Origin of the sequence: Providencia sp. PROV255 (genome assembly GCF_028478065.1) — a bacterium.
Classification (GTDB): domain Bacteria; phylum Pseudomonadota; class Gammaproteobacteria; order Enterobacterales; family Enterobacteriaceae; genus Providencia; species Providencia rettgeri.
Genome location: NZ_JAMPMI010000010.1, coordinates 364477 through 389780, shown reverse-complemented (window position 1 = coordinate 389780; position 25304 = coordinate 364477). Strand labels below are relative to the sequence as shown.

At 41.2% G+C, this 25304-nt stretch carries 20 protein-coding genes, 4 tRNA genes and 1 other annotated feature; of the genes, 5 read left to right on the top strand and 19 right to left on the bottom strand.

The genetic code is table 11. The features are described from left to right. Positions 1-142: 142 nt before the first annotated feature. The 3 genes from clpB to rluD all read right to left on the bottom strand — a co-directional run bounded on the left by clpB (position 143) and on the right by rluD (position 4551). Positions 143-2716: an ATP-dependent chaperone ClpB gene (gene clpB, locus PR725_RS13310; protein WP_004913979.1), complete on the bottom strand. Its 2574-nt coding sequence runs from the start codon at positions 2714-2716 to the stop codon at positions 143-145. A 123-nt stretch (positions 2717-2839) separates the two neighbouring features. Continuing rightward, a complete protein-coding gene (gene yfiH / locus PR725_RS13305; protein WP_109911984.1) occupies positions 2840-3574 on the bottom strand; it encodes a purine nucleoside phosphorylase YfiH in 735 nt (244 codons plus the stop codon). Continuing rightward, positions 3574-4551: a 23S rRNA pseudouridine(1911/1915/1917) synthase RluD gene (rluD, locus tag PR725_RS13300; protein WP_272569351.1), complete on the bottom strand. Its 978-nt coding sequence runs from the start codon at positions 4549-4551 to the stop codon at positions 3574-3576. Before rluD ends, yfiH begins: the two co-directional genes overlap by 1 nt. Before the next feature lie 137 nt (positions 4552-4688). Here rluD and bamD point away from each other — a divergent pair, with 137 nt between their 5' ends. From bamD to pheA, 3 genes are all read left to right on the top strand, one after another. Next, on the top strand, positions 4689-5420 hold the full coding sequence (gene bamD / locus PR725_RS13295) for an outer membrane protein assembly factor BamD (RefSeq protein ID WP_004913985.1): 732 nt from the start codon (positions 4689-4691) through the stop codon (positions 5418-5420). Between the two features lie 478 nt (positions 5421-5898). After that, positions 5899-6231 carry a ribosome-associated translation inhibitor RaiA gene (raiA, locus tag PR725_RS13290; protein ID WP_004913987.1) on the top strand — a complete coding sequence of 111 codons (333 nt, stop codon included), beginning with the start codon at positions 5899-5901 and terminating at the stop codon, positions 6229-6231. 138 nt (positions 6232-6369) lie between these two features. Continuing rightward, positions 6370-6490: a sequence feature (Phe leader region), on the top strand. Positions 6491-6516: 26 nt separating this feature from the next. Next, the gene (gene pheA / locus PR725_RS13285; RefSeq protein WP_004913989.1) at positions 6517-7689 is read left to right on the top strand and encodes a bifunctional chorismate mutase/prephenate dehydratase; all 1173 of its coding nucleotides are present in this window, start codon (positions 6517-6519) and stop codon (positions 7687-7689) included. A gap of 50 nt (positions 7690-7739) precedes the next feature. On the opposite strand, the gene PR725_RS13280 is transcribed toward pheA, so the two are convergent. From PR725_RS13280 to ffh, 8 genes are all read right to left on the bottom strand, one after another. Continuing rightward, positions 7740-9308, bottom strand: a complete 1569-nt coding sequence (locus tag PR725_RS13280) for a methyl-accepting chemotaxis protein (protein WP_272569347.1) — start codon at positions 9306-9308, stop codon at positions 7740-7742. A 316-nt stretch (positions 9309-9624) separates the two neighbouring features. Next, positions 9625-10746: a bifunctional chorismate mutase/prephenate dehydrogenase gene (gene tyrA, locus PR725_RS13275; RefSeq protein WP_109911982.1), complete on the bottom strand. Its 1122-nt coding sequence runs from the start codon at positions 10744-10746 to the stop codon at positions 9625-9627. A gap of 13 nt (positions 10747-10759) precedes the next feature. Then, the gene (locus PR725_RS13270; RefSeq protein WP_042851650.1) at positions 10760-11854 is read right to left on the bottom strand and encodes a 3-deoxy-7-phosphoheptulonate synthase; all 1095 of its coding nucleotides are present in this window, start codon (positions 11852-11854) and stop codon (positions 10760-10762) included. Positions 11855-12568: 714 nt separating this feature from the next. Continuing rightward, positions 12569-12922, bottom strand: a complete 354-nt coding sequence (gene rplS, locus PR725_RS13265) for a 50S ribosomal protein L19 (protein ID WP_004264827.1) — start codon at positions 12920-12922, stop codon at positions 12569-12571. A gap of 41 nt (positions 12923-12963) precedes the next feature. Beyond that, on the bottom strand, positions 12964-13728 hold the full coding sequence (gene trmD / locus PR725_RS13260) for a tRNA (guanosine(37)-N1)-methyltransferase TrmD (protein ID WP_109911981.1): 765 nt from the start codon (positions 13726-13728) through the stop codon (positions 12964-12966). A 38-nt stretch (positions 13729-13766) separates the two neighbouring features. Beyond that, a complete protein-coding gene (rimM, locus tag PR725_RS13255; RefSeq protein WP_047757188.1) occupies positions 13767-14312 on the bottom strand; it encodes a ribosome maturation factor RimM in 546 nt (181 codons plus the stop codon). A gap of 18 nt (positions 14313-14330) precedes the next feature. Further along, positions 14331-14579 carry a 30S ribosomal protein S16 gene (rpsP, locus tag PR725_RS13250; protein WP_004914031.1) on the bottom strand — a complete coding sequence of 83 codons (249 nt, stop codon included), beginning with the start codon at positions 14577-14579 and terminating at the stop codon, positions 14331-14333. Between the two features lie 136 nt (positions 14580-14715). Further along, complete coding sequence (ffh, locus tag PR725_RS13245; protein ID WP_272569342.1) at positions 14716-16077, bottom strand: signal recognition particle protein; 1362 nt, start codon at positions 16075-16077, stop codon at positions 14716-14718. 386 nt (positions 16078-16463) lie between these two features. On the opposite strand from ffh, the gene PR725_RS13240 reads away from it, so the two are divergent. Together PR725_RS13240 and PR725_RS13235 are read left to right on the top strand one after the other, a co-directional pair. After that, positions 16464-17255: a cytochrome C assembly family protein gene (locus PR725_RS13240; protein WP_004264820.1), complete on the top strand. Its 792-nt coding sequence runs from the start codon at positions 16464-16466 to the stop codon at positions 17253-17255. 42 nt (positions 17256-17297) lie between these two features. Further along, positions 17298-18584: a CNNM domain-containing protein gene (locus tag PR725_RS13235; RefSeq protein ID WP_109911980.1), complete on the top strand. Its 1287-nt coding sequence runs from the start codon at positions 17298-17300 to the stop codon at positions 18582-18584. A gap of 86 nt (positions 18585-18670) precedes the next feature. On the opposite strand, the gene luxS is transcribed toward PR725_RS13235, so the two are convergent. The 8 genes from luxS to alaS all read right to left on the bottom strand — a co-directional run bounded on the left by luxS (position 18671) and on the right by alaS (position 25120). Beyond that, positions 18671-19186, bottom strand: a complete 516-nt coding sequence (luxS, locus tag PR725_RS13230) for an S-ribosylhomocysteine lyase (protein WP_004914042.1) — start codon at positions 19184-19186, stop codon at positions 18671-18673. 153 nt (positions 19187-19339) lie between these two features. Further along, on the bottom strand, positions 19340-20899 hold the full coding sequence (gshA, locus tag PR725_RS13225; protein ID WP_004914045.1) for a glutamate--cysteine ligase: 1560 nt from the start codon (positions 20897-20899) through the stop codon (positions 19340-19342). A 195-nt stretch (positions 20900-21094) separates the two neighbouring features. Then, a tRNA-Arg gene (locus tag PR725_RS13220) sits at positions 21095-21171 on the bottom strand. Positions 21172-21264: 93 nt separating this feature from the next. After that, a tRNA-Arg gene (locus tag PR725_RS13215) sits at positions 21265-21341 on the bottom strand. A gap of 119 nt (positions 21342-21460) precedes the next feature. After that, positions 21461-21537 (bottom strand) — tRNA-Arg (locus PR725_RS13210). Between the two features lie 11 nt (positions 21538-21548). Further along, positions 21549-21641, bottom strand: a tRNA-Ser gene (locus tag PR725_RS13205). 437 nt (positions 21642-22078) lie between these two features. Further along, the gene (gene csrA, locus PR725_RS13200; RefSeq protein ID WP_004264815.1) at positions 22079-22264 is read right to left on the bottom strand and encodes a carbon storage regulator CsrA; all 186 of its coding nucleotides are present in this window, start codon (positions 22262-22264) and stop codon (positions 22079-22081) included. Positions 22265-22492: 228 nt separating this feature from the next. Then, the gene (alaS, locus tag PR725_RS13195; RefSeq protein ID WP_110732234.1) at positions 22493-25120 is read right to left on the bottom strand and encodes an alanine--tRNA ligase; all 2628 of its coding nucleotides are present in this window, start codon (positions 25118-25120) and stop codon (positions 22493-22495) included. Positions 25121-25304: the final 184 nt, after the last annotated feature.

The following is a 25304-nucleotide window of genomic DNA, read 5'->3' as shown; positions in this document are numbered from 1 at the left end:
GTGTTTTTTTGAAAATAATTTTTAAGTGATGGTATTTTATACTTTACGTACATTTCTCAAACAAAAAAAGCGGTTTTATACGTAATTTGATATAAAAAAGGTGGCTATTATTAGCCACCTTTTGATTTCACAATAACATCAATTACTGTTTAGCAACGATTTCGTCATTTTCTACATCTAAAATGACAGGTTTACCTGGCAATAACTTACCTGACAAGATTTCTTGTGCCAGAGGGTTTTCAATTTCCTGCTGAATTGCACGTTTCAACGGCCTTGCTCCGAAGATTGGGTCAAAACCAGCCTCCCCAATTTTCTCAAGTGCCGCTGGTGTTGCACTGACTTCATAACCGTGCTCTTCAAGACGTTTATATAAACGAGCCAATTGAATATTGGCAATATTCGTAATTTGCTCTTTACCTAATGGATGGAATACAACGACTTCATCTATACGGTTAATAAATTCAGGTCTGAAACTATGGGACACCACTTCCATCACCATATCTTTCATTTCTGAGTAACCAATCATGCCAAACCTTTCTTGGATTAAGTCAGAACCCAAGTTGGATGTCATGATGATTACTGTATTACGGAAGTCTACCGTTCTACCTTGCCCATCCGTTAAACGTCCATCATCAAGCACTTGTAATAAAATGTTGAAAACATCAGGGTGTGCTTTCTCAACTTCATCCAATAAAATGACTGAGTAAGGACGACGTCGAACTGCTTCAGTTAAATACCCACCTTCTTCGTAACCAACATATCCAGGAGGTGCGCCCACTAAACGTGATACCGCATGTTTTTCCATAAATTCAGACATGTCGATACGAACCATTGCATCATCGCTATCAAACATAAAGTTTGCTAACGCTTTACATAACTCAGTTTTACCTACCCCTGTTGGCCCTAAGAACATAAACGAGCCAATTGGGCGGTTCGGATCTGATAACCCTGCACGACTACGACGAATTGCATTCGATACTGCAACTACAGCTTCATCTTGTCCAATAACACGCTGATGGAGTTGCTGTTCCATACGTAACAGTTTCTCTCTTTCGCTTTCTAGCATTCGAGATACAGGAATGCCAGTCCAACGCGCTAAGATTTCTGCAATTTCAACATCTGTTACTTTATTACGTAACAGTTTCATGCTTTTACCTTCAGCTTTCGTTGCCGCTTCAAGCTGTTTTTCCAACTCTGGAATTTTACCGTATTGCAATTCGGACATTTTTGCCAAATCACCCATACGGCGTGCTTTTTCCATCTCGATACGTGTATTTTCAAGTTCAGCTTTAATATGCTGAGTACCCGTTAATGATGCTTTTTCAGCTTTCCATTCTTCTTCTAACGCAGAATATTCACGCTCTTTCTCTGCGAGCTCTTCTTCTAACATCTCAAGGCGTTTTTTACTTGCGTCATCTGATTCTTTTTTCAGCGCTTGCTGTTCGAGTTTGAGCTGAATAATACGACGTTCCAGCCTATCTAAGGATTCAGGTTTTGAATCCATTTGCATACGTAAACTTGCACCCGCTTCATCAATTAAATCAATCGCTTTATCGGGTAACATGCGGTCAGTAATATACCGATGCGATAACGTTGCCGCTGCCACAATCGCTGGGTCAGTTATTTGCACATGGTGATGCAATTCATAACGTTCTTTTAAGCCACGTAAAATAGCAATTGTGTCTTCAACGGATGGCTCTGCGACATACACTTTTTGGAAACGACGTTCTAAAGCAGGGTCTTTCTCAATGTATTGTCGATACTCATCCAATGTGGTTGCACCAACGCAGTGTAATTCACCACGAGCCAACGCAGGTTTTAACATGTTGCCCGCATCCATCGCACCATCGGCTTTACCTGCACCAACCATAGTATGTAGCTCGTCAATAAATAGAATGACGTTACCTTCCTGTTTGGCGAGGTCATTTAGAACGGCTTTCAGACGCTCCTCAAACTCACCGCGATATTTCGCACCCGCAATCAGTGCCCCCATATCTAGGGATAATACCCGTTTATTTTTTAACCCTTCTGGAATTTCACCATTTACGATACGTTGTGCTAACCCTTCAACAATCGCTGTTTTACCAACACCTGGCTCACCAATCAGCACGGGATTATTTTTAGTACGACGTTGCAATACTTGAATGGTACGACGAATTTCTTCATCTCGGCCAATCACAGGGTCTAATTTGCCTTGCTCTGCACGTTCAGTTAAATCAACCGTATATTTTTTCAAGGCTTGGCGCTGGTCTTCAGCGCTTTGGTCATTCACTTTTTCTCCACCACGCATCTGTTCTATTGCCTTTTTTAAATTATCTTTATTAACACCTGCTGCTTTGAGCATGTCTGCTAATGTCGTATTGGCTTCTAAAGCGGCGACAAGAAATAATTCTGAGGAGATAAATTCATCTCCGTGCTTTTGTGCCAGCTGATCACATAAATTCAAATGACGCATTAAGTCACTTGATGGTTGAACATCTCCCGCTACACCTTGCACTTGAGGTAAACGACCTAGCGCATCTTCGACTTTTTGCTGAAATTGTACGGCATTCACGCCTAACGTCGTCAGCAATGGACGAACGGTACCCCCTTCTTGATTAAACAGGGCACTTAATAGATGAATAGGTTCTATAAACTGGTTTTCGCGCCCAAGGGCTAGTGATTGGGCGTCAGCGAGAGCTTGCTGGAATTTATTAGTTAAACGGTCCAGACGCATAACACCTCCAATAAATGAGATTAAATTTGCTACTGGATACTAGATGAGGTCAGTTTTTAAATATTCAAGTTTTGCAAGGAATTATTTTCATAATATCCATTAATTTAGAATAAAACACCAAGACTAGGTGTTTATCCATATTAATGAAGCCATTCTGCCAGTCTTTCCTTCCCTTCGATAGGAAAAAAATCTGTTTTCATCTGTTACGGTACAAAAATCACCGCCATACACTTTCGTTACGCCAGCAGCTTGTAGTCTTTTACGCGCTAACAAATAAATATCAGCTAGATATTTATTGTTATAAGGAATAAAAGCAGAGGCTAAATCAGACGATTGATTAACAAAAGCCTCTTTGACTTCCTTGCCGACTTCAAATTTCTTAGCACCAATAGCTGGGCCAAGCCAAGCGATAATTTCATTTGCAGGACAAATAAATTGAGCAACTGTATTTTCAAGGACTCCATGACATAACCCACGCCACCCTGCATGGGCGGCGGCTACTTCCGTTCCGGCTTGATTAGTAAATAACACAGGCAAGCAATCCGCCGTCATAATGGCACAAACTTGGCCAACCTGGTTGCTATACACTGCATCCGCTTGCCTATTGTGAATTTTATTCCCAACAAGATGTAGCACATCAGTACCATGCACTTGCTCAAGCCATACAGGCTGTTGTGGTAGCTGAGCAAGTTTTTCAAGGCGTTGACGATTTTCACTGACAGCATTGGGAACATCCCCAACATGATCACCTAAATTCAAGCTATCAAAAGGTGGTTGGCTCACACCACCTGTACGAGTTGTACTACAGCTAGCTATATTTTTAGGTTGTGGCCAATCAGGGAAAATCAATGTATTCATTACCAGTCCATATCGTCTTTATGCAGTTCAGTATCTGCTTTTAGAGCTTCAATAAGCTTAACCATATCATCAGGTAACGGTGCATGCCACTCCATTTGAATACCTGAGATTGGGTGATATAAACGCAACATGGTGGCGTGCAGTGCTTGCCTATCAAAATTACGCATGACCTCTAAAAACTCCTCTGTCGCCCCTTTTAATGGACGCGGCCGCCCACCGTATAAAGGATCACCAATTAAGGGATGATTGATATGGGCCATATGAACTCGAATTTGGTGTGTTCTACCCGTTTCCAGACGTAAACGTAAACGAGTATGAGCTCTAAAGTGTTCCATTACACGATAATGCGTTATGGCTGGTTTGCCCATTGGGTGTACAGCCATATGAGTTCGTTTAGTTGGATGGCGAGAGATAGGTTCTTCTACCATACCGCCCGCGGTCATACGACCGACCGCAACTGCTTCATATTCACGCGTAATTTCTCTACGTTGCAATGCTTCGACAAGGTGTGTTTGAGCTGGAACGGTTTTTGCGACAACCATTAAGCCTGTTGTGTCTTTATCTAAACGATGAACAATACCCGCCCTTGGCACATCTGCAATTTCAGGATAACGATATAATAACGCATTCAGAATTGTGCCATCTGGGTTTCCTGCCCCGGGGTGGACAACTAAATCACGCGGTTTATTAATAATTAGGATTTCTTCATCTTCATAAATCACATTAAGTGGGATATCTTGTGGTTCCCAGCGATTATCTTCTTCAATGAGGGCATCGATTAAAATTTGTTCACTGCCGAAAACTTTTTCTTTTGGCTTATTGATAACTTTGCCATTAACCTGCACTCTATCAGCTAAAATCCATTCTTTTATGCGAGAACGTGAATAATCAGGGAACAATTCGGCCAAAGCCTGATCTAAACGTTGACCAAGCTGTGATTCAGCGATAGTTGCACTAAGTTGTACTTGTTGAGCCATAAATTAATCTACTTTTTGGTGTTTGTGTTTTGACGGCAGTGCCGTTTCATTTAAAATATATGCTATTGTAACTCGAATTTTGCCGGGAGCCTTATGGATAGACTCCCTCGAAACACTCAGAGGATAACCTACACGTGATGATACGTATGAAAAATCTGGTGGCTGCAGCCACGTTGAGCCTGATTTTAGTCGGCTGTTCCAGCACTCCTGAAGTCAGCCCTGATAGCTCCCCTGCTGAAATATATGCAACGGGTCAGCAAAAACTACAGGACGGCAATTTTAAAGCAGCGATTAAACAATTTGAAGCTCTTGATAACCGTTATCCATTTGGTCCATATGCTCAGCAGGTTCAATTAGACCTGATTTATGCATATTATAAATCAGCAGAGCTGCCAATGGCGATAGCCGCGATTGACCGTTTCATGCGTTTGAACCCAACTCATCCAAATATTGATTATGTCCTCTATATGCGAGGCTTAACCGCGATGGCCCTGGATGATAGCTTATTGCAAGGCCTCTTTGGTATTGACCGCTCAGACAGAGATCCACAGCATGCACGAGTTGCATTCAAAGATTTCAGTCAGCTAGTTCGCTACTATCCTAACAGCTTATATTCCAATGATGCGAGTAAGCGATTAGTTTACTTAAAAGACCGTTTAGCAAAATTCGATCTTTCTGTTGTCGAATACTACAACAAACGCGGTGCTTATGTCGCGGTTGTTAATCGTGTTCAACAAATGCTAAAAGACTACCCAGACACAGAAGCAACACGTAATGCCTTAGCATACATGGAAATTGCTTATAATGAGATGGGGCTAAACCAAGAAGCGAATAAAGTTGCGAGTATTATTGCTGCAAACCCACAATAATATCATCGTGAGATCGAAAACAGCGGCCAAGGCTGCTGTTTAGGTTGTTGACAAAGCGGGATAAAAGCGTGGTTTTTCCCGCTTTGTGTTATCAGCCGAAAATCAATTCATTGATTTTCCTAATTTATTTTCAATAACCGATTAAACTTGCTGCCAAACATAATATGTTTGTCCGCAGTCTGAACAGCAGCCAAGGCTGCTGTTTTCTTTGCTAACGGCGATTTAGTTGCTTGCCCATTTAGTGTGCTAATTTTAACCCAAAAAAAACTCCGGCTAATTACCGTTCCGTTAGCCAACCCAGCCAGTTTCCCTTAATCAATTCATTTTGGCAATGCTTTTTCGCCCCTTTTTTACGTGAAATCACACTTCGGATGAGCGCTACTCTTCCTCTGAATGAGATGTGATCTATATCAATTTTTTCTTAGCAAGAACGGGTATTCTGAACTCAACAAAGACGGAAACAATGAGAGGTAACTATATGATAGTGAACATTACTAGCAAACAAATGGACATTACCCCAGCGATTCGTGAGCACATTGAGAGCCGTCTAACAAAACTCGATAAGTGGCAAGCATCCTTGATAAATACGCATGTTGTTTTATCAAAAGAGCCACAAGGTTTTATGGTTGATGCCAACATAAAAACAGCGACAGGAAAATTGGTCGCAAGTGCCAAGCATGAAGATATGTACGTTGCAATTAATGAACTAATTAACAAACTCGAAAGACAACTTAATAAAGTGCAACATAAAGGAGAATCAAGAAGAGCATATAATAGTGTAAAAGAAGCGAATAATACTGTTACGTTATAATTTTATATTATCTATCAACTAATCTTGAACCTTGTAAACGCGCTCGCTATGGGCGCGTTTTTTATGTTTCTGATCCTTACCTATTGACTTCTTAGTGAGTATCGGGTTTATTTAAATTGAATCGACTAAAGGTATTCATATGAATCTTAATTTTGTTTTCTTTTTCTTCTTTTTTAGCAACTCCTAATTAGGGGCTTTTGTCGTTCGAGAAAGAAAAGAAGACAAAATTAGAAAGCCCCCTCTAGGGGGCTTTTTTTATATCATAATATTAACAGGGTAGGCAGCATGGAAAACAGCACTAATTTATTGAAAGTAAGAGAAAAAATAAGTCAACTGGATAGTGAATTACTAAATCTTTTAGCAAAGCGCCGTGGTTATGCTGTTGAAGTCGCTGAAACAAAAATTGATGATAGCCGCCCTATTCGTGATAAAGACCGTGAGCGTCAGCTTCTTGATGTTTTAATCAACAAAGGCAAACCGCTAGGGCTTGATGGTTTTTATATCACCCGCCTATTCCAAATGATTATTGAGGACTCCGTTCTTACACAACAGGCGATTTTACAAAAACATTTAAATTTAACCCCGAGTGATACTGCCCGTTTCGCATTCTTAGGGCCGAAAGGTTCTTACTCACACATTGCTGCACGCCAATATTCTGCTCGCCACTTTGACCAACTGGTTGAATGCAGTTGCCATAAATTCCAAGATATTTTTTCATTAGTTGAGAGTGGGCAAGCGGAGTATGGCATTTTGCCAATAGAAAACACCAGCTCGGGTGCAATTAATGATGTTTACGATTTACTGCAAAATACATCATTATCAATCGTTGGAGAAATTCGACTCCCAATAAACCATTGTCTCTTAACAACAGGAAATACTGATCTCAGCCAGATCAAAACCGTGTATAGCCACCCTCAGCCTTTCCAGCAATGTAGCCAATACTTAGCGCAATTCCCTCACTGGGAAATAAAATATTGTGATAGTACATCAACTGCAATGCAAATGGTCGCAGACCAAAACTCACCGAGTGTAGCGGCGCTTGGAAGTGAAGCCGGCGGCGCGTTATACAATTTAAGCGTAATAGAACACAACCTCGCTAATCAGCAAATTAATATGACTCGGTTTATTGTTGTTGCACCGCAACCAATTGAAGTCACTGAACAAGTCCCCGCTAAAACAACACTACTTCTTACCACTGGCCAACAAGCTGGAGCCTTAGTTGATGCATTAGTTATTTTGAAAAATAATAAGATAATTATGAGTAAATTAGAATCTAGGCCAATTAATGGTAAGCCCTGGGAAGAGATGTTTTATGTAGATGTTCATTCAAACTTACGTTCAGATAATATGCAGCAAGCTTTGAGAGAACTTTCAACAATTACTAGATCAATTAAAATATTAGGCTGCTACCCATCCGAAAATGTGGTTCCTGTTGAACCTGAAAAGATCACGCCTTAATAAAATATAATCTGGCTGCACTTTTATCAGTGCAGCCTATTTAGCGGAAACTATATTGCTGCTTTAGGCTGATGACTCGACGATTTAACTCTGAAATAATTCACTAACTCCTTCAAATGATATGCTTGTTCATTTAAGGAGTCCGCAGCAACAACAGATTCTTCAACTAAACTCGCATTTTGTTGTGTGGTTAAATCAAGTTGCCCTACTGCACTATTAATTTGAGAGATCCCATCGCTTTGCTCACGGCTAGCTTGCCCAATTTCACGTAGTAGCGCATTCATCTCTTTTACTCTATCCACCATGCCATGTATTTGCTGAGTTGCTTTTTCAACAAGTTCCATGCCTTCTTGCGTTTGTGACGATGAGTTTTCAATCAACCCGCGAATATCACTCGCTGAAGCTGCACTTTTTTGTGCTAATAATCTCACTTCCCCAGCAACAACGGCAAAGCCTCGCCCATGTTCACCGGCTCTTGCCGCTTCAACGGATGCATTCAATGCTAAGATATTAGTTTGGAATGCAATCGAGTCTATTAGGTTAATAATTTCTGTCATCTGTGATGACGAACCGTTGATTGCTCGCATTTTGTTCGTAACTTGGCTCATCATATCGCCATTATTTTGCACAACAATCGCTGCTTGATCTGCAAGCATACTTGCTTCATGGGTGTGCTCAGTCGTATTTTGAACAGTTGAAGTTATTTGCTCCATTGAACTAGCCGTTTCTTCAACTGATGCGGCTTGTTCTTCTGTACGTGCGGCAAGGTTTTGGTTCCCTGCAACAATTTGCCCTGCTGCCGCCGAAATACTTTCAGAACCTTGCTGAACCTCTTGGACGATTTCCAGCAAGTGTTCTTTCATATCATTAAGTGCATTTAGCAACACACCCGTTTCATCTTTTGAGGTGACCTGAATATCTTTAGTCAAATCCCCATTTGCAATTGACTGAGCGAAATTAACCGCATTTTCCAATGGTCTAGTAATAATAGTCGTAATATACCAACCCATTACGCAGCCCGCAGCGATACTCAAGATTGAGAGCACAGCCAGTAATAATTTATTACTTTCATAGTCTGCATTGACTTTCCGGCCGATCTCTTGCATCTGCAAGTCTTGAATTGCCATCAATGTTTGAATGTGATCTCGATAATCCCGCTGAATATTCGAAGTTTTCGTCATCATCTCATCAATCGCCGCTTGCCGATTATTTTGTTGTAAGAATACATTCATACGTGCCAGCGATGCATGGAACTGTTGGCGGATCACGCGTAAATCTGCCAAAATTTCTTTAGAACGATCATCAGTGACACTGCTTTCTAGTTTTTCTAACAACTCTGTTATTTTCAGTGTAATTTTAGCAAGCTCTTCACGGCGCTTATCACTACCTCTGTCATCAAGTAAAATCAGCTCTTGGATCCCAATAAAAGAATAAAAGTTATCCATCATCTGCCCGGCTGTCGAAGCAATAGGATAGCTTTCATAAAGTACCTGCTTCATTCCTTCATTAGCCCGGTTCATATTCGCTAAAGAAAATATTGAACTTAAGATAATAAGCGCAACAAAACCACCAAATGCTATCGTTAACTTCATACTGATTTTGAGATTTTTAAAAAACATATATTTACCACGCTAGTCATCATTTAATGAGTAGTGTTATCGGTAAAACAGATAAGATCTTTATCATATAAATCGATCGATTTATAAATATTAATTTTAAAAATTGATTAATTTGGAATTAAATAGTGAATAAATTCAATTTTAGGCTAATTAGCACATTATTCGATAGAAATTATACATATAAGTACAATTACTTATTTTAAATAAAGATTTCAAGTGAGATTAACTAAAATGGAAGAATATGGAAGACAGCGATACATTAACAGCACAGATAAAGCCCCCTACCGCAATAAAACACGATAGAGGGCGGGGATGATTATTTTCGATTATCGTTTGCTCGTTGCAGTAATGATTGGCTTTCTTTCATAAAATGATGGGCATCTTCGCCGAACCACTGGCTAACTTGATTAAATTGGTGGATAAATTCCTCTTTATCTTTTTTCTCAAGTAGCATTATTGAGTCCCCTAACAATTGGTGATACCTCCGTATCAATTCAACGTTTTCATCAGAAGACATAATAATATCTGCATACAGTTGAGGGTCTTGTGCAAACAGCCGCCCAACCATCGCGAGCTCTAAACGATAAATAGGCGATGATAAATCAAGCAGTTGCTGTAAATCGATATTTTCCTCAGCAAGATTTCGTCCATAAGTAAATGTTGTAAAGTGCCGTAATGCCTGAATAAAGCTCATATTTTTATCATGCTCTTCAGCTGATATTTCTTTCAAGCGAGCTCCCCAAACTAATAGCTGTTCAAGGAACCACTGATAAGACTCCGAGCTACGGCCATTACAATAAGCAAATACTTGCTTTGCAACGCTACCAATATCAGGGCCAAACATCGGGTGAAGTCCAAGTACGGGCCCATCATGCGCAGCTAACATCGCTTCTATGGGCTGTTGCTTAATTGACGCGATATCCATCAAGATCGTGCTTTTATCCAATTTAGGCAGTTGGTTGATCACTTGTACTGTTAAGTGAATAGGTACACTGATGATCACAACGCTCGCACCAGCAACTATAGACTCTGCTTGCGGCCAATCACCTTCATTCAATATTTTGACTTGGTAACCTGATAAAGTCAGAAGGCGGTGGAACAACCGCCCCATTTTCCCATCACCGCCCACAATCACAATGGGTCCAGCTGATGGGTTCAATGTTTTGAACCCTTTATCATTTTCACGTGCGTAAGATTCACGCATGATCCGCCTTAGAATATCCTCAATCAGATCAGGTGGGATCCCCATACGCTCAGCTTCAGCGCGACGTGCGGCCAACATACTGGTTTCGCGCTCAGGCACATAAATCGGTAAGCCATGTAAGCTTTTCACTTCACCGACTTCAGCAACCAATTGCAGCCTTTTTGCTAATAAATCGAGTAACGATTTATCAACTTCATCAATTTGTTCCCGTAAATGGGATAACTCAACAGACATACCAATACCTTGATCAGCTCACTTTACTCAATTTTTGCGCACGTTGTTCAAGCACAGGTAGTAATGCCTGATGCAATTTACGCAATACCGTTTCCGTCGTTTGCCAGTTAATGCAGGCATCAGTTACTGAAACACCGTATTTCATTGAGTCACGGGCTTGTTCTGATGTTTGATTCCCTTCATTAATATGGCTTTCTAGCATAATACCTGTAATTGATTCATTACCATTAATAATTTGTTCAATAATAGAATCAACAACTAATGGCTGACGACGGTAATCTTTATTTGAGTTTCCATGGCTACAATCCACCATAAGTGATGGCTCTAAACCAGCTTTTTTCATTTCAGCTTCACAAGCCGCAATGTCCTCTGCGCTGTAGTTTGGCATTTTACCGCCACGTAAAATAACATGGCCGTTACTATTGCCTTTAGTATGTAATAAACAAACTTGGCCAGATTGGTTAATCCCCATAAAACGGTGTGGCATGGCAGCTGCTTTTAATGCATTAATTGCGGTAGATAAACTTCCATCCGTTCCATTTTTAAAACCAACAGGCATAGATAAACCCGATGCCATTTCGCGGTGTGTTTGTGACTCAGTGGTTCTTGCACCAATGGCAGACCAACTAAATAGATCCCCTAAGTATTGAGGATTGTTAGGATCCAGTGCTTCTGTCGCTAATGGTAACCCCATATTCACTAAATTAGTCAGCAAGTCACGAGCAATATGCAGGCCTTTTTCCATTTCAAAAGAGCCATCCATAAATGGATCACTAATCAAACCTTTCCAACCCACGGTTGTACGAGGTTTTTCAAAATACACACGCATCACAATATATAAGCTATCACTTAATTCTTCGGCTAATACTTTCAGACGCTCACCATATTCAATAGCAGCATCCACATCATGGATTGAGCAAGGGCCACATACCACGAGTAAGCGAGGGTCGCGTTGATGAATAATGTCAGCAATCACTTGGCGCGATGTCGCAATGGCATGCAGGTTGCTGCGACTCAGCGGATATTTCTCTTTCAGACTCTCAGGAGTGATTAATACCTGCTCGTCTTGAATATTCACATTGTTGAGTACATCTTTTTGCATGATCATTTTTTACCTACTTATTAGCTTATATTTGCTTAGTTTATTATTTACGTATTGTGTTTGGGTGTATGACTAATAACATACCATGCATCGTAAACAATTCAATCCATTTATGTAAAATATTTCCACACATGTAAAATATTATTTACACAACAGTAGTGAATTGATAAATATATAAATTTACATAAAATTAACATTTATAATATTTAAATTAGAGTTCAACACCAATTTTTAGTAAATATTTATTTACAGATTAAGATGTTAATCTCTCAGCTATATTCTAAATAGTTCGAGTTGTAGCAAGGCGGCAAAGTGAGGACATTGCAGGTCACATACTTATGTATGTGACCTGTGTGGCTGAGCGCAGCCAACACAGCTAGGACTTGAAATAAACTCTCTCAGCTATATTCTAAATAGTTCGGGGTGTAGCAAGGCGGCAAAGGAATGAGACGCTAGGAGCATGTGACTAGTGCGAATGAGTGCTGCCAACATAGCTACAACTTGAAATAAACTCTCTCAGCTATATTCAAAATAATTCGAGTTGTGGCTAGGCGTCAAACGAGGTTATCTCGGGGAGCATACATAAGTATGTGACCCGAGTAACCGAGAGAAGACAACAACGCCACAGCTTGAAGTATGACGAATATAGTGGTGAATGTAAAAAGGCCCGCAAATGCGGGCCTCTCTCATAACATAACTTTCGGATGTAGCGAAAGCGTATTACTTGGCGTTCAGACGCTCTTTGATACGAGCTGCCTTACCAGAACGCTCACGCAGGTAGTACAGTTTAGATCTGCGAACAGCACCACGACGTTTAACTGCAATGCTATCTACGACTGGTGAGTGAGTTTGGAATACACGCTCAACACCTTCGCCGTTAGAAATTTTACGAACAGTGAATGCAGAGTGCAGACCGCGGTTACGAATAGCGATAACCACGCCCTCGAATGCCTGCAGACGTTTTTTAGAGCCTTCTACGACCCATACCTTAACTTCCACGGTGTCACCCTGACGGAATGAAGGTACGTCCTGCTTCATTTGCTCTTGTTCAAGTTGTTTAATAATGTTGCTCATAATAACTCTCTTACCCTAGGTAAACTGATATGTTTAGACAATTAATTGTCTGGATTCATTTGTTGCTCAGACTGATATTCCCGTTGGAATTCAGCCAGCAACATCCTCTGCTCGTCAGTCAGAGCTAGGCTTTCCAGAAGCTCAGGTCTTCTAAGCCAGGTACGGCCGAGTGATTGTTTCATGCGCCAGCTATCTATTTTAGCGTGGTTTCCTGAAAGTAAAACATCAGGAACTTGCATGCCGTCTAACACTTCAGGGCGGGTATAGTGTGGACAATCTAACAAACCATCTGCAAAAGAGTCTTCTTGGGCAGAGGCTTGATGACCAAGTACCCCCGGTATAAACCGTGAAACTGAGTCAATCAACACCATCGCGGGGAGCTCCCCACCACTGAGAACGTAATCACCGATTGACCATTCTTCGTCAACTTCGGTTTGAATGATACGCTCATCAATGCCTTCATAGCGGCCACAAACAAGAATCAATTTCTCATTGGTTGCCAGCTCGCAAACACCGTCTTGACTGAGTTTGCGCCCTTGCGGTGAAAGATAAATAACCTTTGCACCAACACCAGCCTCAGTTCTTGCTGCGTTGATTGCATCCTTAAGCGGTTGCACCATCATCAGCATGCCTGGACCACCACCATAGGGGCGATCATCAACAGTTTTGTGCCTATCGTGAGTAAAGTCACGCGGATTCCAGCACTCAAATGTTAGCAGGCCATTTTTCACTGCCCGACCAGTTACCCCGTACTCGGTTATTGCGCGGAACATTTCGGGAAACAGGCTAATTACACCAATCCACATCATTTCGTCCCACTTATCAAAACCGTTCAACCGGAGATTTAAAAACCAGGATCCCAATCCACTTCAATAAGTTTGGCATCGAGATCGACTTTCTTGATAACCTGCCCATCAAGAAACGGAACTAACCGCTCCTTGATGCCAAATGCATCTTTTAAATTCGCCTTAATGACCAGTACATCATTTGAACCGGTCTCCATCATGTCAGTGATGGTACCAAGGTCATAGCCTTGTAACGTCACTACATGGCAACCCATCAGGTCTTTCCAGTAGTATTCGTTTTCTAACTCAGGAAGTTGGGTTGAATCAACCGCAATCTCAAAGTTAGTCAAAAGCGCAGCTGCATCGCGGTCATCGACCCCGTTCAGCTTGACGATGATATCCTTGTTATGATGTTTCCAATCTTCAATTTCAATGTGTTGCCATTGACCTGAGCGTTGGATAAACCAAGGCTGATACTCAAAAATACTTTCAGCATGTTCGGTGGACGAAAAAACTTTGAGCCAACCACGAATACCGTACGCTGCACCTAATTTCCCCAATACGATTGGGTTTTCAGGTGGCTGTAGTTTAGTTTGCTTGCTCATTGTTACCACCGCGACAGATTAAGCTGCTTTCTTAGCTTGTTTGACCAGTTGTGCAACACGGTCAGAAATAGTTGCGCCTAAGCCAACCCAATGCTCAATACGGTCCAGGTCTAAACGCAGTTCTTCTGCTTGACCAGCAGCGATCGGGTTGAAGAAACCAATACGCTCAATGAAACGACCGTCACGCGCATTGCGGCTATCGGTTACAACGATTTGGTAGAACGGACGTTTTTTAGCGCCGCCACGAGATAAACGAATTGTTACCATAACATCCTCATTAGTTAACAAAACAACCAGACTCCATCGAGGGATAGAGTCCGGCTGTCATATAAAAAGCCCGAAAAGTTTACTCACTTTGACGCAAAAATCAATCAAAAGTGCGTTTTCTTTGAGGCTTTATTGCTTAACGCCCCGGAAAACCCGGAGGCATCATACCCTTCATACCGCGCATCATCTTGGCTAGACCACCTTTTTTCATTTTCTTCATCATGCGTTGCATGTCATCAAATTGTTTTAAGAGGCGGTTAACTTCTTGCACGGTAGTTCCCGAACCTGCCGCAATACGACGTTTTCGCGAACCTTTAATAATTTCAGGTTTTTCACGTTCTTTACGTGTCATGGAATTAATCATCGCTTCCATACGAACGGTGATTTTATCATCCATTTGGGACTTAACGGCATCCGGTAACTGAGACATCCCGGGCATTTTGCTCATCATGCTCGCCATACCGCCCATATTACGCATTTGATTTAATTGACTTAAAAAGTCATTTAAATCAAAGCCATCCCCTGTTTTAAGTTTTTTAGCCAGCTTTTCAGCTTCATCGCGGTCAACTTTATGCTCAATCTCTTCAATCAGAGAAATTACATCACCCATACCGAGAATACGCGACGCGACGCGCTCTGGATGGAATGGTTCTAAGGCGTCAGTTTTTTCACCAACCCCTAGAAATTTAATGGGTTTGCCTGTAATTGCGCGAATAGAAAGCGCCGCACCGCCTCGCGCATCACCATCGACCTTGGTCAACACAACCCCAGTCAGTGGCAAGGCTTCATTAAACGCTTTCGCTGTGTTTGCCGCATCCTGTCCTGTCATCGCATCGACGACGAATAAGGTTTCAACTGGCTTAATAATGCGGTGAACTTCTTGGATTTCTTCCATCATCGCTTCGTCGACGTGCAAGCGACCCGCGGTATCTACTAACAGCACATCGTAGAATTGCAATTGTGCGTGTTTTAATGCTTTTTGAACAATAGCAGCGGGTTTTTCTTGTACTTCCGAAGGGAAAAAATCAATTCCAACACTTTCAGCTAACGTCTCTAATTGTTTAATCGCCGCGGGGCGATAAACGTCAGCAGAGACAACTAATACTTTTTTCTTTTGTTTTTCTTTTAAAAGCTTACCTAATTTTGCAACGCTGGTTGTTTTACCCGCACCTTGCAAACCCGCCATTAAAACGACCGCAGGAGGTTGTGCGGATAAATTAAGTTGGTGGTTTTCGTCCCCCATCGCGCGAGTCAGTTCATTTTGAACTATTTTGATGAACTCTTGGCCTGGTGTTAGACTTTTATTGACATCTTGCCCAACCGCATTTTCTTTAACTTTTTGAATGAATTCACGGACTACTGGCAAAGCAACGTCAGCTTCCAGCAAGGCCATGCGAACTTCGCGTAGTGTTTCTTTAATATTTTCATCAGTTAGACGCCCACGCCCACTGATATTGCGCAACGTGCGCGATAGTCTGTCAGTTAAATTATCAAACATATGTCTTAGCTCAATTCTGTTGATGGGCCGATGTCAGCCTGATCTGGTTGCTAATACAGATAATTTCAAGTGCGTGTTATCTAACAACTTGAATTATAAGCATCAATGCCTTCACAATGAGGAAGGAAAACCAACACTAAAAATAATCGCGGCAAAATAATGCCCCATTGTAACATGCCCGCAGTTTTTTCGCTGCCCCCTGTTTGAAACGGATGATACAGGTTATTATGGCTTGAATTTAATAATACGAACCAACCCCGTAGGCACATGAAGTGCTATCCGCAATGAATATATTGCGATTGGCCCGTCCAATAGTTGGAGCCTGCACTCGTACAAGTTATACTATGAAATAACTTTCCACTAAAAATGATTAACGACACTATACTATGCCCGTATTTGCAGTCATAGCAGTTTGTACATACATGGTCAGTCTGTTACTGATCGTCCCCGGCCAAGTGCGTAAACAGCCGTTTTACCGCCATCTCGCGCTTTTTCTTGCCGTTGTTGCGTTAGTAACTCACGCTATTACATTGAAATTCTTGATTTTCAGTGAAGCCGAAGGACAAAACCTCACTCTGTTGAATTTAGGCTCAACAGTGAGCTTACTCATGTGTGTGATTATGACTGTTGTCGCTTACTGGGGAAAGGCTTGGTACTTAACGCCCATAGTCTATAGTTTTGCCATCATTAACTTGATGCTGTCAACGCTAATGCCTGGTGAGTTTATTACGCATCTCGAAGCTCGCGTCCCCCTGTTTGTTCACATTGGCCTCGCTTTGTTGAGCTATGCAACACTTCTTATTGCGGCTTTATATGCATTACAAGTGGCTTTAATCGACCATCAACTAAAAAACAAAACCTTAAAATTTAGTCCCGATATGCCACCGATGATGGTGATTGAACGTAAAATGTTCCATATCACTCAAGTTGGTGTCATTTTGCTAACTCTGACCTTATGCACTGGCTTTATTTATATGGATAATATTTTTGATAAAGAAAATATTCATAAATCAGTGTTATCCGTTATCGCCTGGTTTGTTTATATCACTCTACTTTGGGGGCATTTCCATGGAGGATGGCGAGGTAAGCGCGTTCTATTTTTCCATGTTGGCGGTTCAATCATCTTAACTATGGCTTTTTTTGGTAATCGTCTAATACAGGAGTTCATGGTATTTTGACGCAAATAAAGTCACTACTTTCACCACATAAGGAAACTTGTTTTGGATGATGTGTCCACGAGTACGCTAATCATCATATTGATTGTTTTAATTTTTATGTCAGCCTATTTTTCTGCATCAGAAACTGGGATGATGACGCTAAACCGTTATCGGTTAAAACATTTAGCAAAACAAGGTAATCGCTCAGCGATACGTGTTGAGAAACTGCTTAAACATCCTGACAAGCTGTTAAGCCTAGTCCTTATCGGTAACAACTTAATCAACATAGTTGCTTCCGCATTAGCCACTATTATCGGTATGCGACTATATGGTAACGCGGGTGTAGCGATGGCAACCGGGATCCTAACTTTTGTGATACTCATTTTTGCCGAAGTTATGCCAAAAACACTGGCAGCGCTGTACCCTGAAAAAATTGCATTTCCAAGTAGCTATCTCTTAAAACCATTACAAGTAGTTATGATGCCTATTGTTTGGGCATTTAATACTATTTCAGCACTACTGTTACGTTGCATTGGGGTGAAATCACTAACCGCACGAACTGATGCGGTTAATAAGGAAGAGCTACGCACCATTGTTAACGAATCAAAGCATAAAATTAGCCGCCGAAATCAAGACATGCTGATTTCCATTTTAGACTTAGACAAAGTCACAGTTGGCGATATTATGCTACCCAGGAATGAGATTGTTGGTATTGATGTCAATGATGACTGGAAATCAATTATTCGGCAGCTTACGCACTCCCCTCATGGCCGTATTGTGCTTTATCGCGATTCACTTGATGACTCTATTGGCATTTTACGCGTCCGCGAAGCGTACCGTCTCATGATGGAAAAACGTGAATTTAATAAGCAAAATCTCATTAAAGCTGCAGATAACATTTATTTTATTCCTAACAGTACACCGTTAAATGTTCAGTTAGTTAACTTCCAGCACAATAAAGAAAAACTCGGGATTATCGTTGATGAATATGGCGAGATTCAAGGTCTTATCACTGTAGAAGATATCTTAGAAGAGATAGTTGGTGATTTCACCACCTCTATGTCGCCATCCTTAGCTGAAGAAGTTTTGCCACAGAGCGATGGGAGCGTTCTTGTGGACGGTTCTGCTAATATTCGTGAACTGAATAAGGCTTTTGATTGGAATCTCCCTGTAGATGGTCCTAGGACGGTTAATGGCATGGTTTTGGAAGTCATCGGTGATATTCCACAACTTGAAGAGCAAATCGTGGTAGGACATTACCTTATCGAAGTATTAGCGATGAATGAAAATATCGTTAAGCAGGTCAGGATCACACCTCTTACTTTTAGTTCTCAAGTCCCCGACCTTTGATTTCTTCATAAACTTGCCATTAAATTCTGCTATAAAAATAAAAAGAGCCTTAATTGGCTCTTTGCATAAAGAATATTTGATAAAAACTAAACGTGTAGCTGTTCAAGTTTCTCAGCAGGTAATGCTAACTCATCGTTCTTATTGATACCAATTTCAGATGCAAGAACATTACGTGCAATTTGCTGAGCTTCTTCCAGTGAGTGCATTTTATATGTGCCGCACTGATAGACATTCAATTCAGGAATTTTGTTTTGGTCTTTCACCTGCAAAACATCTTCCATTGCTGCCTTCCATGCATTAGCAACACGCAGTTCATCGGGCTGACCAATAAGGCTCATATAAAAACCAGTACGGCACCCCATTGGTGAAATATCAATAATTTCAACACCATTACCATTGAGGTGATCACGCATAAAGCCTGCAAAGAGGTGCTCTAAAGTATGCGTCCCTTTTTCTGTCATGGCTTCTTCATTTGGTACAGTAAAACGCAAATCAAAAACCGTGATGGTATCACCACTTGGTGTTTTCATGGTCTTTGCCACACGTACAGCAGGCGCTGACATGCGAGTATGATCGACAGTAAAGCTATCTAATAATGGCATTTTGTGACCTCCTCAAAAATAAAAAATATTTTCTAAAATAAATGAAACTATTTTGAAAATGCAGAGTCTGAATTATTGAAAGACGCGCAATTTGTTATCATCCCTAATTCTCTAAGAGATTTTTTATTTGGCCACCTAGAGTGGCCATTTCTTTTAGCGTCCTGCATGAATGCGTAGATAGTCCTCAAAGCTTTCGCTCTCACTTTGTTCCATCTTCGCTTGCTTCTCTATTGAAGCCAATCGTGCTTGCTCAAATTGCTCTTCAGTTATCACTTCATACGGTTCATTCACTAACTGTTCAAAATATTTTTCAGCTAATTCTAACCCGTAGCCACCAATGCCTTTCTCTAACATTTCATCCATAACGAGCGCTGAATATGTGAGAGTTGGGTCTTTAAACATAGCGACAAATTGGTGACAAACTTCTTGATATTTTGCATCGCAACAAGTGTCTAACACTTCAGCCACGCGGATCAAGTCATTAAATAATTGCTGTCCAACTTCAACTAACGGCTTAACTTCACTACCACAACCGAAACCAATAACTTGACCTGGCTTACGACCTTCAAGGATGACACGATTCCAGTTTTGACGGCAACAGTCTAATTCTTGTGCATTCATTTCAGGCGCATCAGCGAGTACACACCATATTAAGAATAGATCAACAAAACGAGCTTGAGTTTCATTAACGCCTATTGCACTAAATGGATTGATATCAAGTGAACGGACTTCAATGTACTCAATACCACCGCGCAATAATGCATCGGAAGGTGATTCATTGCCTTTAGGAACGCGTTTCGGGCGTATTGGGGCGTAGAGCTCATTTTCAATTTGTAGCACATTGGTATTTAGTTGAATATATTTGCCGTCTTTTTTGACACCCAGTTTTTCAAATTCAGCTGAAGGCTTATGGATAGCTTTTTTCAGGTTTTCTACGTATTCATCCAATTTATTGAATGTGATATTTAAATCACTTTGTGATTTATTTGTATAACCTAAGTCACTCATACGTAGAGATGTCGCATAAGGCAAGTAATACGTACCACAGTCCGTTTTATCAAATGACAGCGACGTCTCCCTATCTTTCAAAAAAGAGCCGCAAATCGCCGGAGAGGCGCCAAATAGATAAGGAATAACCCAACCAAAGCGGTAGTAATTTCTAATCAGACGTAAATAGCCTTCAGAAATTTTTTCTTTACCGCTTTCTTCATCTTCAATACCTGCCCATGCTCGCCAAAATTCAATCGGCAAAGAGAAGTTATAATGCACGCCTGCTATCGTTTGCATCAAAGCACCATAACGATTTTTAAGGCCTTCACGGTACAGCGTTTTAAACTGCCCCACATTAGAAGAGCCATATTGCGCAAGAGTGATTTTATCTTCACTTTCAATAAAGCACGGCATACTCAACGGCCACATTCTTTCATCTTGAAGGTGACGAGCTGTATAGCGGTGTAAATCTCGCAAGAAAGCCAAATTATGGCTAATGCTTTTATCTACAGGAGTAATAAATTCGAGTAGGGACTCCGCAAAATCTGTCGTGATCCATTTATGTGTTAAAGCTTTTCCCAGCCCTTCTGGATGCAAGGTCTCTGCAATTGCGCCTGTTGGGGTTACACGCAATGTTTCACGCTCTATACCACGTTGAATACCATTTAGTGTTTCTGGGTGCGCCTCTAACCATGAGAGCGCTTTCGATACGTCCGGGATCAAGTCGACCTCCCGCCTGTGATGTTAATTTATTTTATTAAGGCAATTACTTTAGCTTAAATCACATAAATTGTCGCTGTCTAGATGTGTGGTTTATGAGGGAATAAATCAAAGATGCATGGAAAATGCGATTTAGTTAATTTTATGAATGGTAATTTTAGGCAAAAAAAACTCCTCAAATGAGGAGTTTCTTAATGATGGTGCATCCGGGAGGATTCGAACCTCCGACCGCTCGGTTCGTAGCCGAGTACTCTATCCAGCTGAGCTACGGATGCAAATTCATTCGATTTTGAATCGATATATTCTCAATAACTTATCTGAGTTAAATTAAAAGGTATTATTGATATGCTAAGTTATTAGCTAAGAGATGGTGCATCCGGGAGGATTCGAACCTCCGACCGCTCGGTTCGTAGCCGAGTACTCTATCCAGCTGAGCTACGGATGCATACTTAATGCAAAGGAGTGCTGCTCTCTCAAACTTCTTTATCAACTTCTTAGTTAATGCTTTGTTTGGCTGCTAAAACCAAAACAAAACCCCATCAGATCTTCTCATAGGGTTAAAGATGGTGCATCCGGGAGGATTCGAACCTCCGACCGCTCGGTTCGTAGCCGAGTACTCTATCCAGCTGAGCTACGGATGCATAATCTAAAATGGCGGTGAGGGAGGGATTCGAACCCTCGATGCAGCTTTTGACCGCATACTCCCTTAGCAGGGGAGCGCCTTCAGCCTCTCGGCCACCTCACCATATTTTAGTTACACACGATTTGTTTTTTCAAACATCTCGTTGCTGTGTGGCGCACATATTACTTTCCTAGACTTAGAAGTCAAACAATTTTTCCAAACTTTTTGCATTCCGGTGTCTGTTTGCACATTTCACAAGCAAGATGATTAGTTTAACACCGGAAAAGATATATTTCAGCCCCTATGACACTAACTTTATAAACAAAAACACTGGAAAAAAATTATTCTACAAATGAATAAAAATATGTTCACAGGATTGATTAGCCTATATTTCAAACAAAAGGAAACAAAATTTCAGTACATGAGAACCGAAAACTAAACAATAATGTGAGTTTGATGCTAGAGAAGTATAAAAATGAAAGGATATTTTTAGAATATAATACGAGTAAGACAAGCGCCCATTCTTGCTGTGTGGTCAATCATTGGACGCTTATTCATTATTATTGATTATCTGGTTGAGTCTTTTCAGCCTGGATCCGTTGATAAATTTCTTCACGGTGAACAGAAACTTCTTTTGGCGCATTAACACCAATACGAACTTGGTTGCCTTTGACACCCAATACAGTAACTGTTACCTCATCGCCTATCATGAGTGTTTCACCAACTCGACGAGTCAGAATAAGCATTCTTTGCTCCTTGAAATATTAAAAGAGTCGGGTCTCTAGGTATCCCCCGCTATTGTCCATCACACACCGTGAAAACGTAAAGCAATGACATTCACCTAAAGCATTGATGCCATCAATACAAGCATTCTAATTATTTACAAGCAAAATATAGCACTACAAACGATACATTAACAATGCCGCAACAGATTAAAGTTGCCTCATCTTTTAATGAGGCAACTTTGTAAGTGCTTACAGGCGTGCTTCAACCCATTCTTCGACACTCGCCATAGCAGTAGGTAATGCGTTAACGTCAGTACCTCCTGCTTGAGCCATGTCTGGGCGGCCACCACCTTTACCACCAACTTGACCTGCAATGTGGGAAATCAAGTCACCTGCTTTAATTTTAGCAGTTAAATCATTAGTCACCCCAACAATCATACTGACTTTATCACCACTTGTTGTTGAAAGCACGATAATCGCTGATTTCAACTGATTTTTAAGGTCATCAACCATAGTTCTCAACAACTTAGGATCAGTATCTCCTAATTGAGTCACTAATAATTTGACGCCTTTCACGTCTTTCGCTTTGCTGCTTAGTGAAGCACTTTCTTGAGATGCTTGTTGATCTTTTAGTTGCACAATTTCTTTTTCGAGCTGGCGAGATTTATCTAATGCCGCTTTCACTTTCTCGACAAGGCTATTCATATCACCTTTAACCAAGTGTGCAATTGCCGAAAGTTGCTCTGATTGATTGTGAATACTTTCAATTGCTGTAGTGCCTGTCGTCGCTTCAATACGACGAACACCTGCAGCCGTACCCGATTCACTCAGAATACGGAATAAACCAATATCTCCGGTACGACGCGCATGGGTACCACCACATAATTCGATAGAAAAATCACCCATACTCAGAACACGTACACGCTCTTCATATTTTTCACCAAATAATGCCATAGCGCCTTTTGCTTTTGCACCTTCTAAATCCATTAGTTCGGTTTCAATTTCTGAGTTTTTACGGATTTGCGCATTCACAATATCTTCTACTTGGCGTAGTTGGTCTTGTGTCATCGCCTCAAAATGAGAGAAGTCAAAACGCAAGTATTTATCATTAACCAATGACCCCTTTTGAGAAACATGGTCACCTAATACTTGGCGTAGTGCCGCATGCAGTAAGTGCGTTGCTGAGTGATTTAAACGGATCGCATCACGTCTAGCACTATCCACGAAAGCGGTAATTCTATGATTAACAACGAGTGATCCCGCTTCAACCTTACCAATATGCCCAATCGCTTGACCATATTTTTGCGTGTCAGTAACTTTAAAGCTCGCACTATCATTATTTAAATAACCAGTATCACCGACTTGCCCACCAGACTCTGCGTAAAATGCTGTTTTGTCTAGTATAACTAAGCCTTCTTCACCAGCATTCAAGCTATCTACAGGCTGGCCATCTTTATATAATGCAGTAATAGTAGCTTGTTGCTCATCATATTGATAACCGGAGAATTCACTGCGCTTATCAACTTTAATTAAAGAGTTATAATCTGCCCCAAAACCACTGGATTCGCGCGCACGACGACGTTGGTCCTCCATCGCTCGCTCAAAACCTTCTTCGTCGACTTTAATATTGCGTTCACGGCAAACATCTGCCGTTAAATCGATTGGGAAGCCATAGGTGTCATATAAGCGGAATGCAGCTTCACCGTCCAGAGTATCCCCTTTCAGTGAGGCAAGCTCTTCATCTAATAATTGAAGACCACGTTCTAAAGTACGAGCAAATTGTTCTTCTTCGGTCTTGAGAACTTTTTCGACCATTGCTTGCTGGCGTCCAAGTTCATCAGCCGCGGACCCCATGACGTTAATCAGTGGCGCCACTAATTTATAGAAGAAGGTATCTTTGGCACCAAGCATATAACCGTGACGAACAGCACGACGGATAATGCGACGCAGAACATAACCACGGCCTTCATTTGATGGAATAACACCATCACTTACAAGGAATGCACAAGAACGAATATGGTCAGCAATAACACGTAATGATTTATTTTCTAAATCTGTCGCACCTGTTGCTTTAGCAGCAGCAGCGATGAGATCGCGGAAAATATCAATTTCATAGTTTGAATTAACGTGCTGCAATACTGCAGAAATACGCTCTAAGCCCATTCCTGTATCGACTGAAGGTTTTGGCAGAGGCTCCATTGTCCCGTCAGACTGACGGTTAAATTGCATGAAGACCAAGTTCCAAATTTCAATATAGCGATCACCGTCTTCTTCTGGGCTTCCTGGAGGCCCACCCCATATGTGGTCACCGTGATCATAGAAAATCTCAGTACATGGGCCACAAGGACCTGTATCACCCATCTGCCAGAAGTTATCTGACGCATATGGCGCGCCCTTGTTATCACCGATACGAATAATACGCTCAACTGGAACACCAATTTCTTTGTTCCAAATGTCATAGGCTTCATCATCAGTTGCGTAAACGGTCACCCACAGCCTTTCTTTTGGTAAGTTAAACCATTCTTCGCTAGTCAATAATTCCCAAGCAAAACGGATTGCGTCATGCTTAAAGTAATCGCCAAAGCTAAAATTGCCTAACATTTCAAAAAATGTATGGTGGCGAGCGGTATAGCCCACATTTTCTAAGTCGTTATGTTTACCACCCGCGCGCACACAGCGCTGCGCGGTTGTCGCTCGGGAATATGCTCTTTTATCCAGACCAAGAAATACATCTTTGAACTGGTTCATCCCTGCGTTTGTGAACAATAGTGTAGGGTCATTATTTGGCACTAGTGAACTACTAGAGACCACTTGATGACCTTTTGTATGAAAAAAGTCGAGAAACGCTTGACGGATCTCAGCGGTGCTTTTACTCATATTTATCCCGATATCAAGCTGGAAACAGAATTACGAATTGTTGAGATGGAATGTAACATCACCTCTAATCAACTCTCCGATTAAAAAGTGACTGATAAGATAAAGTCTCTTTGTGCAGAAGTAAAATATAGATACATCCATTCGCAGCTTTCATTGTAAAGCGTCTAGATATTTTCTGAAAGTA